General features: G+C 71.3%; 11 protein-coding genes. 4 read left to right on the top strand and 7 right to left on the bottom strand.

Annotation, left to right across the window (positions count from 1 at the left end; translation table 11 throughout):
* Positions 1 to 13: 13 nt before the first annotated feature.
* The 4 genes from ACFY8O_RS13745 to ACFY8O_RS13760 form a co-directional block, all read right to left on the bottom strand.
* Positions 14 to 904 (bottom strand): amidohydrolase family protein, encoded by an 891-nt coding sequence (locus tag ACFY8O_RS13745; protein WP_387901606.1) that lies wholly within the window; start codon positions 902 to 904, stop codon positions 14 to 16.
* Between the two features lies 1 nt (position 905).
* On the bottom strand, positions 906 to 1,874 hold the full coding sequence (locus tag ACFY8O_RS13750; RefSeq protein WP_387901608.1) for an aldo/keto reductase: 969 nt from the start codon (positions 1,872 to 1,874) through the stop codon (positions 906 to 908).
* Positions 1,875 to 1,978: 104 nt separating this feature from the next.
* Positions 1,979 to 3,337, bottom strand: coding sequence for a wax ester/triacylglycerol synthase family O-acyltransferase (locus ACFY8O_RS13755; protein ID WP_387901610.1), 1,359 nt, complete (start codon positions 3,335 to 3,337; stop codon positions 1,979 to 1,981).
* Positions 3,338 to 3,456: 119 nt separating this feature from the next.
* Complete coding sequence (locus ACFY8O_RS13760; RefSeq protein WP_387901613.1) at positions 3,457 to 5,523, bottom strand: SpoIIE family protein phosphatase; 2,067 nt, start codon at positions 5,521 to 5,523, stop codon at positions 3,457 to 3,459.
* A 144-nt stretch (positions 5,524 to 5,667) separates the two neighbouring features.
* Here ACFY8O_RS13760 and ACFY8O_RS13765 point away from each other — a divergent pair, with 144 nt between their 5' ends.
* Genes ACFY8O_RS13765 through ACFY8O_RS13775 form a run of 3 tightly spaced genes read left to right on the top strand, consistent with a single transcriptional unit; the run spans position 5,668 to position 8,509 of the window.
* Positions 5,668 to 6,513, top strand: a complete 846-nt coding sequence (locus ACFY8O_RS13765) for a YndJ family protein (RefSeq protein ID WP_387901616.1) — start codon at positions 5,668 to 5,670, stop codon at positions 6,511 to 6,513.
* Entirely contained in the window at positions 6,510 to 7,019 is a 510-nt protein-coding gene (locus ACFY8O_RS13770; RefSeq protein ID WP_387901617.1) for a DUF1990 family protein, read from the top strand. The genes ACFY8O_RS13765 and ACFY8O_RS13770 overlap by 4 nt, the downstream gene beginning before the upstream one ends.
* A 29-nt stretch (positions 7,020 to 7,048) precedes the next feature.
* Entirely contained in the window at positions 7,049 to 8,509 is a 1,461-nt protein-coding gene (locus ACFY8O_RS13775) for a lipase maturation factor family protein (protein WP_387901620.1), read from the top strand.
* Between the two features lie 95 nt (positions 8,510 to 8,604).
* Here the strand turns inward: ACFY8O_RS13775 and ACFY8O_RS13780 are convergent, their stop codons facing one another.
* The 3 genes from ACFY8O_RS13780 to ACFY8O_RS13790 form a co-directional block, all read right to left on the bottom strand.
* Positions 8,605 to 8,778, bottom strand: a complete 174-nt coding sequence (locus tag ACFY8O_RS13780) for a hypothetical protein (protein ID WP_167526157.1) — start codon at positions 8,776 to 8,778, stop codon at positions 8,605 to 8,607.
* 395 nt (positions 8,779 to 9,173) lie between these two features.
* Positions 9,174 to 10,664, bottom strand: coding sequence for an SDR family NAD(P)-dependent oxidoreductase (locus tag ACFY8O_RS13785; RefSeq protein WP_145805316.1), 1,491 nt, complete (start codon positions 10,662 to 10,664; stop codon positions 9,174 to 9,176).
* 142 nt (positions 10,665 to 10,806) lie between these two features.
* Positions 10,807 to 12,279: an MFS transporter gene (locus ACFY8O_RS13790; protein WP_145805318.1), complete on the bottom strand. Its 1,473-nt coding sequence runs from the start codon at positions 12,277 to 12,279 to the stop codon at positions 10,807 to 10,809.
* 250 nt (positions 12,280 to 12,529) lie between these two features.
* On the opposite strand from ACFY8O_RS13790, the gene ACFY8O_RS13795 reads away from it, so the two are divergent.
* Positions 12,530 to 13,426 carry an RNA polymerase sigma factor SigF gene (locus ACFY8O_RS13795; protein WP_145805319.1) on the top strand — a complete coding sequence of 299 codons (897 nt, stop codon included), beginning with the start codon at positions 12,530 to 12,532 and terminating at the stop codon, positions 13,424 to 13,426.
* The last annotated feature ends 131 nt before the right edge of the window (positions 13,427 to 13,557 follow it).

Below are 13,557 nucleotides of genomic sequence, written 5' to 3' on the forward strand. Positions count from 1 at the left end.
GCACCGGCTCAGCTCATGCCTGCCGGGCGCGCGGTGGCGGGAGGGCGGGGGGCCGCAGCCCGTAGACCCGCCGCGCGGTGCCCGCGAAGACGGACCGCTGTTCGTCCTCCCCCAGCCGGCCGGTCAGCTCGCGTGCGATGTCCAGGACGTTCGTGTACCCCGTCGCCAGCCGGCACACCGGCCAGTCCGAGCCGAACATCGTCCGGCCGGGCCCGAAGGCGTCGACGACGGTGTCCGCGTACGGGCGCAGGTCCTCGACGGTCCAGGTGCGGGGGTCGGCCTCCGTGACCAGGCCGGAGAGTTTGCACACGGTGTTGGGCAGCGCGGCGAGTGCCCGCAGCTCCTCCGCCCAGGGCCGCGTGCTCCCGAGCGCCACGGGCGGCTTGCCCGCGTGGTCGAGTACGAAGGTGAGCCCCGGAAGCAGCGCGGCAGCGCGGGTGGCCGCCGGCAGCTGGTGCGGCCGGACGATCAGGTCGTAGACGAGGCCGGCGGCGGCGACGGCACGCAGCCCGCGCAGCACGTCCGGGCGCAGGAGCCACTCCGGGTCGGGCTCGCCCTGGACCTGATGGCGGATGCCGACGAGCCGGTCGCCGCCGGGGAGGGCGCGGAACTCGGCGAGGGTGTCGGCGATGTCCGGCGCGGTGAGGTCGGTCCAGCCGACGACCCCCGCGACGAGGTCGCTGCCGTGGGCCAGCGCGAGGAATTCGGGCGTCTCCTCGGCGACGGTCACCGTCTGGACGAGGACGGTGGCGGTCACACCCGCGGCGCGGGCCTCGGGTGCGAGATCCGCGAGGGTGAAGGTGCGGCGGATGGGGGCGAGTTCCTCACCGGTGATCCAGTCCTGGTCGCGGACCGCGAGGTCCCACACATGGTGGTGCGCGTCGATGACGGGCGGCGGCGTCATCTCACAGGAGCCCTTCGGCCCGCAGGTCGTCCCAGAGCGCCTCGGGGACGGGTGTGCGCAGCTGGGCGGCGGCGTCCCGCACCTCGTCCGGGGAACGGGTCCCGACGAGGACCCCGGCGACGGCGGGGTGGCGCAGCGGATAGTGCAGGGCGGCGGCACGCAGGGGCACCCCATGGGCTTCGGCGACGGTCCGGATCCGCAGGGCCCGGTCGAGGAGGGGCGCGGGCGCCGCCGTGTAGTCGTAGGTCGCGCCGGGGCGGGGGTCCGCGAGCAGCCCGGAGTTGAAGACGCCGCCGACGACGACGCCCCGGCCCCGCGCGGCTGCCTCCGGCAGCAGGGTGTCGAGGGCGCTGTGGTCCAGCAGGGTGTACCGCCCGGCGCAGAGGACGGCGTCGACATCGGTCTCGCGCAGGAAGCGGGTGAGCATCGCCGTCTGGTTCATGCCCGCGCCGATGGCTCCGACCACGCCTTCGGCACGCAGCTTCTCCAGCGCCGGATAGCCCTCACGGAACGCCGCTTCCCCGTGCTCGTCGGGGTCGTGGAGGTAGACGACGTCGACGCGGTCGAGGCCGAGGCGAAGGAGGCTCTCCTCGATGCTGCGGCGGATGCCGTCGGCGCTGAAGTCCCAGCGGCGCCGGTGGGTGTGCGGTACGGCGAATCCGTCGGACAGCCCGTGCCGGGCCGCGCTCTCCGCGGAGGACAGTGGTTCGAGCAGGCGTCCGGCCTTCGTCGACACCGCGTACGCGTCCCTGGGCCGGTGGCGCAGTGCCTCACCGAGGCGGCGTTCGGAGAGGCCCAGCCCGTAGTGGGGTGCGGTGTCGAAGTAGCGGACGCCTTCGTCCCATGCCGCGTCGACGGCCGCGGCGGCCTGGCCGGGGTCGACCTCGGCGAAGAGATTGCCGATGGCCGCGGCCCCGAAGGAGAGCTCGCTGATCTCGACCGCGCTCCGCCCGAGCCTGATGCGCCTCATGCCGTGCCGCCCCCGCCGGTGGTCCCTGACGATCCGTTGTGGTCCGTACAGGGACTATTCATCGGATCAATCGAGTGCGTCAACACCCTCCGGGAGATTGCCTCTCACGCGGGAGCGGGCACGGTGGGCACGAGAGCGTGCAGCTCACGGAGTTCTTCGCGTACCGCGCAGGCCAGTCGATCGAGATCGGGCAGCGCCTTCCCGTCGGCCACCAGTCCGACCTGTACCCGGCCGCCGTAGGTGGACAGGGCCACCGCCAGGGACTGCCCTCGGGCCAGCGGCGCCATGGGGTAGACGGCGCGCAGCGGGCAGCCGCCCAGCGAGAGGGCCGAGCGGGGCAGGGGCACGCTGGTGACGAGGATGTCGAAGAGCATCCGGGCCGCGTTCCCGGCCAGCGGCGCACCGAACCGGTGGGCCAGCGGGGGCAGCTGGTCCGCCAGCACGGCGACGGCTCCGGCGCCGCGCAGCGGCCCGGCGGCCTTGTTGCGGTCCATGCCCGTACGCACCAGGCGCAGCCGTTCCCGGGCGTCGGGTTCGCCGACGGGGAGGCCGAGGAGGTAGGCGGAGAGCTTGTTGCCGGTGGCCGCCCCGCCGGGCCGGCGCCGGGAGACGGGAACGAGGGCGCGCGGGTAGGAGCCGGGGAGCCGCTCGCCGCGTTCGAGCATCCAGCGGCGGAGCGCGCCGGCGACCACGGCCAGCAGGACGTCGTTGGCCGTACCGCCCTCGGCGCGCCGGACGCGCTGCACCGTCTCGGCGTCGAGCTCGGCGGTGGCCAGCCGCCGCGTACCGCTGGAGCGCGCGGTCAGCGGGGTGGAGGCGCGCAGGTCGAGGCGGCTCGCGCGTACGACGGAAGCGCCGACGCCCAGCGCCCTTCCGACGTCGCCGAGCCGGCCCAGGGCCATGCCCGCCGCTTCGTACGGCCCGGGGAGCCAGGAGCGGGGCGGCACGGGGGTGCGGCGGCGCACCCCGGCCCGGCCGGCGCCCGCGGAGGCGATCTGGTCGAAGATGCCGGCGCCGATGGCGACCGCCCGCATCCCGTCGGCGAGCGCGTGGTGCAGTTTCACGAGTACGGCGAACGGACCGCCCGCCACGCTGTCGAGGAGATACATCTGCCAGGGCGGCAGGCCGCGTTCGAGCGGCTGCTCCATGAGTTCGCCCGCCAGCCGGGTCGCCTGCGCCATGAAGTCGCCCTCGGCGAGCACCACCCTCCTGACGTGGCGGTGCACGTCGAAGTCCTTGTCGGTGAACCAGGCCGCGCCTCCCACGGGCAGCAGGACGTCGCGTACCCGCATCCGCAGCCGGGGAATGGCGGCGGCACGGGCGCCGAGCAGGTCCAGCAGGTCCCGCGAGGTCACACCGGGCACCGGTTCGAAGACGGCGAGCGCGCCGAGGTGCATCGGATGGGCATCGGATTCGAGGTGCCAGAAAGCCAGGTCAAGAGGTGCCAGTAGCTCGGTACTCACGGGGCCTCGCGTCATCGACAGCGGAACGGCGGGATCGCAGTCAATCCCGCGACGTCGGTTACGGTCAAGCATGAACATGTTACGTACTGTTACAGTCTCGCGGCTGCTCGAAATTGTCGCTACCGGTGGCCCGCGATGAAGAACTCGCACCACACGCACTTGCCGGTCCCGCGGGACTCCACTCCCCATACGTCGGCCAGCCGGTCCACGAGCATGAGACCCCGGCCCGAAACGCCGGACTCCCCCGCCTCCCTGCGGCGCGGCAGCGCGCTGGAGCGGTCCTCGACATCGACCCGGAGACGGCGCTCGGGGCCGGTGAGCACGCGGATCGTGACGATGGCCCCGCCGTCGGTGTGCATGAGGGCGTTGGTGATCAGCTCGTCGGCCGCGAGCTCCACCTCGTCCGCCCGCTCCTTGGCCCCCCAGGCCCGCACGGCCGCCCGGATCATGTGCCGGGCGGAGGTCAGTGCCTCCGGGTCGTTCTGCGCGACGTGCTGCTGGAGCCGGCCGCCCGGGTGGGGGGCGTGGGCGGCGTTGCGGCGCAGGAGCAGCACCGCCATGTCGTCCTCGCCGCCGCGCTCGTCGACCACTTCGCACAGCCGGTCGGCCAGCTTCTGGAGGTCCTCGGGACCCTCGTGCACGGTCGAGGCCAGCAGCCGCATCCCGTCGTCGAGGTCGGTGCCCGGCAGCTCCACCATTCCGTCGGTGTAGAGGATCAGCGTCTGGCCCGGATCCAGGTCGACCGTACTGACGGGATATTCGAGCTGGCCGAACTCCGCCGACAGACCCAGCGGCAGGCCTCCCTCGACGGGAAGTCTGCGGCAGCTTCCGTCCACGTCGCGCAGGGCCGGATCGACGTGGCCCGCCCTGACCAGCTGGACCACTCCGGTGGTCAGGTCGGCCTCGGCGTAGGTGCAGGTCGCGAAGCGGTCCGTGTCGAGCTCGTGCAGGAAGACGGAGGCCCGCGCCATGACCGTGGCCGGGCTGTGCCCCTCGGCCGCGTAGGCGCGCAGCACGATCCTGAGCTGGCCCATGACGGCCGCGGCGTGCGTGTCGTGTCCCTGGACGTCACCGATGACCGCGCCGACCCGGCCACCGGGCAGCGCGATGATGTCGTACCAGTCGCCCCCGATGTCCCGTCCCAGCCGGGCCGAGCGGTAGCGCACGGCCACCTGCGCTCCGGGCACCTCGGGAATCCGGCGGGGCAGCATCGCCTGCTGGAGCCCTTCGGCGAGATCGTGCTCCTGTTCGTAGAGCATGGCCCTCTGCAGGCTCTGCGCGATCGAGCTGCCGAGGGCGACGAGCAGGTTGCGTTCGTCGCTGGTGAAGCCCGCCTTGTTGCCGTACAGGAGCCCGAGCGCACCGATCGGGCGGGCCTGGGCGATGAGGGGCATGTAGGCGGCGGCGGTGATACCGAGGTGGCTGATGTGGGGCCACAGGATCGGGTACGACCGCGCAAAGTCCTCGGCGCTCTCGATGAAGCGGGGTGCGAGCGTACGGATGACCTCGCTCATCGGGTACGGCTCGTCGATCCGGGTGTACCGGGTGCCCTGCACATAGGCCCCTTCGGGGCCGTCGGCGACCAGGTGGATGCGCCCCGACTCCAGCAGTCCCATGACGAGGCTGGTCGCGCCGAGGTTGGCCAGTCCCCGCGAGCTCTTCAGCACCTCGGTGACGTCCTGCACCGTCCGCGCGTGGGCCAGCGCGGCCGTCGTGCCCTCGACCAGGCTGGTGCGGCGGCGCCGCTCCTCGTCGACGGTACGCCGGGCGGTGGATTCGGCCAGCTCTTGGGTGGCGTCCCGGATGATCCCGATGATGCGGCGGGGCCGGCCCTTGCCGTCGCGGCGGATGAAGCCCTGGGTGTGGGTCCAGCACAGGCTGCCGTCCCGCTGCATCCTGCGGAAGTACGCGCCGTAGTTGTCGTGGCCACTCTCGAGCGCCCGCTTGACCATGTCGTCGAGCCGCAGCGCCTCGTCGGCGGGCACGCGCTGGGCGAGTCCGGCGGGGCTGCCGTCGTACTCGTCGCGCCGCAGATCGAACACTTCGAGCGCGGGCTCGTCCATGTGCATGAGGCCGCTGTCCAGATCCCAGTCGAAGCTGCCCATTCGGTTCAGGGCGAGGCTGAGGTCCGGGTGGGCGGGCCAATCGTCCGGGAGTGACAGGGCACCCGCTACCCGATCATCCATGTGCGCCACTCTGCCATTATTTGTCCGATTCCTCGACCGAAAAACCGGCCTTGAACGCGTTCAAGATTGCCTCTATGCTCACCGGAAGCAGAGTTGAACATGTTCAATTCGGGGCGCCGCCGCGGGTCTCGGGACGGGGGCACGATGTCCGTACTGGTCGGACTGATCGTGATGCTGGGAATGCTGGTGATCGTCCCGATGGGCCTCGGGCTCGTCGCCGACCCCGCGCTCGACCGGATACGGCGCCTCTGGCCGCTGTTCGCGGTGCCCGGCGCCGTGTCCCTGTGGCTGCCGCGCGGAGGGGCGGCCACGGCGGCCGCGCTCTGTTACGCGGTGGGGGCGCTGCTCCTCGCCGCCCACGCGCCCCGGCGCCTCGCACGCACACGCGGGGTGCGCCCCGCGGAGGCCGCCCTGCTCACGGCGCTGGTCACCCCGTCGGTCGCCGCCCTCGCGCTGGTGGCCGAGCGCTCGGGCCACGAACTGTTCGGATTCGGGCTCGGCATCCTGGCGCTGACCGTGCCGCACTTCCACTTCGCCGGCTTCGCCGCCGCACTGGTCGCAGGGCTGGTCTGCCGGGCGGATGACGGCCCGGCGGGCCGGTTCGCCGCCCTGAGCGTTCCGTTCGGTACCCTCCTCGTCCTCGTCGGCTACTTCGTCGGGAACTGGGCCGAGCTCTGCGGCGCGGTCGTGCTGACCACGGGGATGTGGACGGTCGCCCTCCTGACCTGGCGGTCCCTCCCGGCCGCGGGGCACGACCGCACCACCAGGGCCCTGCTCGCCACCTCGGCCGCCGTGCTCGTGGTCACCATGCTGCTCGCGCTGAGCTGGGCACTGGGCGAGGCGACCGGGCTGCCCCACCCCAGCCTGACCTGGATGGCCGCCACGCACGGGCTCGGCAACGCCCTGGGCTTCGCACTCTGCGCCCTCCTCGCCCGGCTCCGGCTCCGCCGCCAGGCCCTCGTCCCTCTTCCGGAAGGCAGAACCGCATGAGCCACCTGACGTACGCCGAGGTCGGCGCCACCCGACAGGGACCACTCCCCGCCGGCTACCACCATCTGCGCCGGCGTGCGGCGATCGGCAGGGGCCGGGCAGGCTTCGAGGCCGCCGGCGCCGCCGTCACCGAGTGGCGCATGCACCGGGCCACGGGGGCCGGCGTGAACGCCTCCGCCCCGCGGGCCGCCGCGGGGGGCACCGTCGAGGTGTCGGCCGGCATCGGACCCCTGCGCCTCACCGCCCCGTGCGAGATCGTCTGGACCGCCTACGAGAGCGACCGCATCGGCTTCGCGTACGGCACCCGGCCGGGGCATCCCGAGTGCGGCGAGGAGAGCTTCGTGGTGGAACTGGCCGACGACGGGACGGTGTGGTTCACCGTCACGGCCTTCTCCCGGGCCGGCTGCTGGTACACCCGGCTGGCCGGCCCTCTCGTCCCGGTGGCCCAGCGGTGGTACGTGCGGCGGCTCACGGCCGTACTGCGACGGGTCGTGTCGGCCGCCTGACGGGGTCCGTACGCCGGATACTGGAGGGGATGGAGTGGTTCACCGCCGACGGCTACTGGCTGAGCAGGCTGATCTTCCAACGGGCGCTCGCCGTCGTCTACCTGGCCGCGTTCGTCTCAGCCGCGCTCCAGTTCCGGGCCCTGATCGGGTCCAGGGGCATGCTCCCCGTCCCCGAGCTGCTGCGGTACACGCCGTGGCGGGCGGCGCCGGGACTCTTCCGGCTGCACTACTCGGACCGCTTCTTCGCTCTGGTCGCCTGGACGGGAGCAGCGGTGTCGCTCGCCCTCCTCGCGGGTCTGGACGCTCACCTTCCGCTGGGGGCGGCGATGGCTCTGTGGGCGGTCCCCTGGGTGCTGTACCTGTCGATCGTCCAGGTCGGCCAGGTCTGGTACGGCTTCGGCTGGGAGTCGCTCCTGCTGGAGACGGGCTTCCTCGCCGTCTTCCTCGGCAACTCCGGCACCTCGGCGCCCGTGCTGCTGCTGTGGCTGCTGCGCTGGCTGCTCTTCCGGGTGGAGTTCGGCGCCGGGCTGATCAAGATCCGGGGGGACGAGTGCTGGCGCAAGCTGACCTGTCTGGAATTCCACCATGAGACGCAGCCGATGCCGGGACCGCTGAGCTGGTTCTTCCACCGGCTGCCGAAACCCGTGCACCGGGTGGAGGTCGCCGCCAACCACGTCACCCAGCTCGTGGTGCCGTTCCTGCTCTTCACCCCGCAGCCCGTGGCGAGTGTGGCGGCCGGACTCATGGTGGTCACCCAGCTGTGGCTGGTCCTGTCCGGGAACTTCGCGTGGCTGAACTGGCTGACGATCGTGCTCGCCCTCTCGGTGGTCGACTGGTCGCTGGTCGCCGGGCGGCCACCCGCACAGTCGGCGCCTCCCCTCTGGTACGAGGTCGTGGTCCTCGCGGTCACCGCACTCGTCCTCGTGCTCAGCTACCGCCCCGCGCGCAACCTCCTCTCGCGCCGCCAGGTGATGAACCGGTCCTTCGACCCGCTCCACCTGGTCAACACCTACGGCGCCTTCGGGAGCATCAGCAGGATGCGGCTGGAGGTGGTGGTCGAGGGCACCGACGAGCCGGTGATCCACGACGGGACCCGCTGGCTCGAGTACGGCTTCCGGGGCAAGCCGGGCGACCCTCGCAGGCTGCCGCGCCAGTTCGCCCCCTACCACCTGCGGCTGGACTGGCTGATGTGGTTCGCTGCGCTCTCCCCCGCGTACGCCCGTTCCTGGTTCGGGCCGTTCGTCGAGCGGCTGCTGCGGGGCGACCGGGACACCCTGCGGCTGCTGCGCCACAATCCCTTCCCCGACGGCCCGCCGGCCCATGTCCGGGCCAGGGTCTTCCACTACCGGTTCACGGACTGGCGGGAGCTGCGGGCCACCGGGTGCTGGTGGGACCGGACCTACGTACGGGACTTCATGCGGCCGGTGGCGCGGCCGGTGCCCCTCGCCCCCGGCGGGCGCCCGCCGTCCGGGGGCGAGGGGGGCGTCTGACGGCGGGAGGGCGGGACAGCCCCTGCGCGCACCCAGAGCTCCGGCCCCCGTCCGCGGACGGGGGCCGGAGCTCTGGGTGCTGCGGGACGCGGCCGTCAGTCGATGCCGGGCAGGATGTGCGGCTCGGCGAGGTCGTCCTCGTAGCCGGCCAGCCTGATCGGGGCCGACCTGGCCCAGACCTCGATGTTCCGGAGCTTTTCGGGCCGACGGGCCCGCTCTCCGGTCAGTTCGGCCGGGCGCGTCTCGGTCTTCGTCATTTCAGGTGTCACCGCGGACTCCTTTGTGTCGCGTGTCCCCGGGCGATGGCGACCCTGCGGCCTTGAAAACCGTGTCGGCCACCCTCTACGGGGCAGGGGCAGAAACAGTTCGGTCGCGGTGGCGCCGGATACGGGGCGGGACGGCGGGCTGCTTACAGTCCTGTCCCGGGACGGCCGAGGAAGTTTCGTGGATCCCTTGGTGGCGTCCGTTCACCTCAGCCTAACCAAATGAGCGCCGTCGCGCTCGACAGAACGTGTGGCCTGGGTCACTTTCAGCCAACACAAGGGCGACGGCCCTGTGCAAACGGGCCGTCGCCGTGCCATCTGTTGACGCAGGTGGCGGGTGATGCGGAAGAAACGGGTGGGAGCAGGAGAGACGGGAGGACGTCAGGCCCCCGCGCTCTGGGTCACCAGCCCGCGGGCGCGTAGTCCTTCAGGAAGCAGCCGTACAGCTCCTCGCCCGCCTCACCCCGCACGATGGGGTCGTAGACCCGGGCAGCCCCGTCCACCAGGTCGAGGGGGGCGTGGAAACCCTCCTCCGCGAGGCGGATCTTGTCGGGGTGCGGGCGCTCGTCGGTGATCCAGCCGGTGTCGACTGCGGTCATGAGGATGCGGTCCTTCTCGTACATCTCCTGCGCGCTGGTGCGGGTCAGCATGTTCAGCGCGGCCTTGGCCATGTTGGTGTGCGGATGCCCCGCACCCTTGTAGCCACGGCTGAACACGCCTTCCATCGCGGAGACGTTCACCACGTAGGCGCGCTTCGAGGCCGTCCTGGCCATCGCCGGGCGCAACCGGCTGATCAGGATGAAGGGCGCGGTGGAATTGCAGAGCTGGACCTCGAGGAGCTCGATGGGCTCGACCTCCTCGACGGTCTGGATCCAGCTGTTGGTGTCGTGCAGGTCGGGCACGAGCCCGCCGGCGTCGATCGCGGTGCCCGCGGCGATGCGGGCCGGCGAGGCGGAGCCGGTGACCAGGGCGAGATCCGTGACGTCCTGCGCGCTCAGCCCCTCCCCCTCCTTGCGGGCGGCGGGCAGCGCGGCCACCCGGTCGACGGTGCCGCTGCCGAAGGTGCCGATCACCTCGGCCGCGGGGAGCTCACCTGCGGGCAGCGGGGCGGACTCGGCGCCGAGCAGCTCGCTGTACGCCTGCGGGGAGCGGCGTACCGTCTGCGCGGCGTTGTTGATCAGGATGTCCAGCGGGCCCTCGGCGGCCACCGAGTCGGCGAGCGCGACGACCTGGGCCGGATCGCGCAGGTCGATGCCGACGATCTTCAGGCGGTGGATCCACTCGTCGCTGTCCGGCATGGCCTTGAACCGGCGGATCGCGTCGTTGGGGAAGCGGGTGGTGATGGTGGTGTGCGCCCCGTCACGGAGCAGCCGCAGCGCGATGTACATGCCGATCTTGGCCCGGCCGCCGGTGAGCAGGGCGCGGCGGCCTGTGAGGTCGGTGCGCGCGTCGCGCCGCTCGCGGTTCTCCTTGGCACACTGCTGGCAGAGCTGGTGGTAGAAGGCGTCCACCTCGACGTACCGGGTCTTGCAGACGTAGCAGGACCTGGGGCGCTGGAGAATGCCCGCGATCTCGGCGGCGGCGGACGAGGACGGGAGGACCCCCTGCGTCTCGTCGTCGATCCGCTCGGCGGAGCCCGTCGCCGTGGCTTCGGTGACCGCCTTGTCGTGCGCGGTCTTGGCGGCGCGCCGCTCCTGGCGGCGGCGCTGCTTCACGGTGCGGTAGATGCCCGCGGTCGCCCTGCGTACGGCGATGGCGTCGGGGTGGTCGACCTCGATGGTGTCGAGCTCGTCGAGCACGCTGAGGCAGACGGCCAGCCGCTCCGGGTCGATACCGGGACCGAACTCGTCGATACCGGGAGCGAACTCCGGGCTGTCCTCTGTCACCGTCATTGCCGTTCCTCTGTCACTCGTCACTCATGCCGCTCTCGGCTTCGGTGGGGAGTGGTCCGGCCGGGGCCGGCGAGGGCAGGCGCGCACGGGCCGAATGCCCCGGTCAAGTCTGCCACGAGTCGGGCATTGCTCCGTTCGGATGTCAGCTCTCCTTCCCGCTGACCGACAGCGGGGTCGCGATGTCCTCCAGGGACTTCTGCTCGGCCGCCACCGCGAAGAAGGACGCGACCAGACCGGCGGCGACCATGAGGGCGGCTCCGATGCAGAAGGCCAGGACGGTGTCGCCCACCACGCCGCTCGCGGTCAGGTCCGCGAAGACCAGCGGGCCGGTGATACCTCCCGCCGCGGTACCCACGGCGTAGAAGAACGCGATCGCCATCGCCCGTGTCTCCATGGGGAAGATCTCGCTCACCGTCAGATAGGCGGAGCTGGCACCGGCCGAGGCGACGAAGAGGACCAGGCACCAGCAGCCGGTCATGGTGACGGCCGTCAGGGCCCCGGCGCCGAAGAGCCACGCGGTGCCGAAGAGGAGCAGACCGGAGAGGATGTACGTCCCCGCGATCATCGGTTTGCGTCCCACCGTGTCGAAGAGGCGGCCCAGCAGGAGCGGTCCCAGGAAGTTGCAGAAGGCGATGACCGCGAAGTAGTAGCCGGTGGCGCCGCTGGAGACGTCGAAGAACTTCACCAGGATCGAGCCGAAGCCGAAGGTGATCGCGTTGTAGAGGAACGCCTGGCCGATGAAGAGGGCGATCCCGAGGACGGCCCTCTTGGGATACGAGCGGAACACGGTACGGGCGATCAGCCCGAACCCGATGCTCGTGCGCTGCCGCACGGTGATGGCGGGCTCGGCCGGGGGCAGGCTCTTCCCGGTCTCCGCCTCCACCTCGCGTTCCACCCCGTCGACGAGCTTCTCCGCGGCTTCGTCGTGTCCGTGGATGAACATCCACCGAGGGCTCTCCGGCACATGGCGGCGCACCAGGAGGATCACGAGTCCGAGGACCACGCCCAGGGCGAACGTGAGCCGCCAGCCGATGTCCTTGGGGAAGATGTCGGTGTTCAGCGCGAGGACGGACAGCAGGGAACCGGCCACCGCGCCCAGCCAGAAGCTGCCGTTGATGATGAGGTCGACGCGGCCCCGGTACTTGCTGGGGATCAGCTCGTCGATGGCCGAGTTGATCGCCGCGTACTCCCCGCCAATCCCGAAGCCGGTCAGGAAGCGGAAGAGGAAGAACCACCACGCCGAGAAGGAGATCGCCGTGAGCGCGGTGGCCGCCAGATACACGGCGAGGGTGATCAGGAAGAGCTTCTTGCGCCCGAAGCGGTCCGTCAGCCACCCGAAGACCAGCGCCCCCGAGCAGGCTCCCGCCACGTACAGCGCGGCGGCGATGCCGGTGACCTGGGCGTCGGTGATGTCCAGTCCGCTGCCGTCCTCCGACAGCCTGCTCGCGATGTTGCCGACGACGGTGACCTCGAGTCCGTCGAGGATCCAGACCGTCCCGAGCCCGATCACGATCATCCAGTGCCAGCGTGACCAGGGCAGCCGGTCCAGCCGCGCCGGAATCCTGGTCGTGACGGTCCTGTCGGCCGTGCGGCCCGCCGGGCCGGTTGCGCTCATGAGCCGCTCCTCTGATCTCTGCCCGCTCCTCCGGGAACACCACAGGTGCCCAGAAAGCGGCGCAACTCACACCCCGGTCCGAGAAGGAGCTCGAATATCCGACCGGATCAACACATTTCGTTACACCTCTCGGCGGTGCCCCCTCCCCTCTCTCTGCCCTCGGAAAAGTTTTCAGGAATTCGGTGGCATGAGTTCCGGATACCGGGGCATGCGCTCGTCACCACAGGCGTATTCCAGGGAGGGCGACACCATGACGGCCATGTCAGTGCGAACCACCGAAGCGATCGGCACGGCGGCCACGCGGTGCGACGAGGCGGGCACGGGTTCCGGCACGGCCGCGCTTCCGTGGATCGAGGACGCCGGCAAGGTGGCCCCACAGGACGCCCGGGCGATGTCGAAGCTCTTCTTCGACCGGCTCCAGGACCTCGAAGAGGGCACGCACGAGTACCAGTACGCGCGCAACACCCTGATCGAGATGAATCTCTCACTCGTGCGCTTCGCCGCCTCACGGTTCCGCAACCGGGGCGGGGACGACACCGAGGACATCATCCAGGTGGGGACGATCGGCCTGATCAAGGCGATCGACCGGTTCGACCTGTCGCGCGAGGTCGAGTTCGCGACATTCGCCGTGCCGTACATCGTCGGCGAGATCAAGCGTTTCTTCCGGGACACGACCTGGTCCGTGCACGTGCCGCGCCGCCTGCAGGAGCTGCGGGTCGAGCTGGCCAAGGCCAAGGAACACCTCTCGGCGAAGCTCGACCGCGACCCCACGGTCGCCGAGCTGGCCGTGCATCTGGATCTCCCCGAGGAGGAGATCATCGAGGGTCTCGTCGCCGCCAACGGCTACTCCGCGGGCTCGCTGGACACCCCGAGCGCGGACAGCGAGTCGGGCGGCGACCAGCGCGCCTACGCCGACCTGCTGGGCGAGGACGACCCGGCCATGGAGACGGTCGAGAATCTGCACGCCCTGGCACCGCTGCTGCGGCAGCTGGACGACCGGGAGCGGAAGATCGTCCGGATGCGTTTCGGCCAAGAGATGACTCAGGCTCAGATCGGCGCCGAGCTGGGAGTTTCCCAGATGCACGTGTCCCGCCTGCTCAGCAGGATCGTGCAGCGCCTGCGTGCGGGCATGTGCGTCGAGGCGTGATCGCCCTGCGTGTGCGCTGAATCCCTGATGCCCGGCCGAGCGCCGGGCATCAGTCGCATATGCTTCCTGCCGAAACGGCCGCGGATGCCCCGTGCCGTCCGTCGGAGGGGGTGGAGTGTGACCGAGTCGCA

The organism is Streptomyces argenteolus (assembly GCF_042902585.1).
Taxonomy (GTDB): Bacteria; Actinomycetota; Actinomycetes; order Streptomycetales; family Streptomycetaceae; genus Streptomyces; species Streptomyces argenteolus.

Excerpts from the sequence above, each read along its gene's own strand:
- ACFY8O_RS13745 (WP_387901606.1), bottom strand. The coding sequence starts at position 904 with ATGACGCCGCCGCCCGTCATCGACGCGCACCACCATGTGTGGGACCTC.
- ACFY8O_RS13750 (WP_387901608.1), bottom strand. The coding sequence starts at position 1,874 with ATGAGGCGCATCAGGCTCGGGCGGAGCGCGGTCGAGATCAGCGAGCTC.
- ACFY8O_RS13760 (WP_387901613.1), bottom strand. The coding sequence starts at position 5,523 with ATGGATGATCGGGTAGCGGGTGCCCTGTCACTCCCGGACGATTGGCCC.
- ACFY8O_RS13765 (WP_387901616.1), top strand. The coding sequence starts at position 5,668 with ATGTCCGTACTGGTCGGACTGATCGTGATGCTGGGAATGCTGGTGATC.
- ACFY8O_RS13770 (WP_387901617.1), top strand. The coding sequence starts at position 6,510 with ATGAGCCACCTGACGTACGCCGAGGTCGGCGCCACCCGACAGGGACCA.
- ACFY8O_RS13775 (WP_387901620.1), top strand. The coding sequence starts at position 7,049 with ATGGAGTGGTTCACCGCCGACGGCTACTGGCTGAGCAGGCTGATCTTC.
- ACFY8O_RS13785 (WP_145805316.1), bottom strand. The coding sequence starts at position 10,664 with ATGACGGTGACAGAGGACAGCCCGGAGTTCGCTCCCGGTATCGACGAG.
- ACFY8O_RS13790 (WP_145805318.1), bottom strand. The coding sequence starts at position 12,279 with ATGAGCGCAACCGGCCCGGCGGGCCGCACGGCCGACAGGACCGTCACG.
- ACFY8O_RS13795 (WP_145805319.1), top strand. The coding sequence starts at position 12,530 with ATGACGGCCATGTCAGTGCGAACCACCGAAGCGATCGGCACGGCGGCC.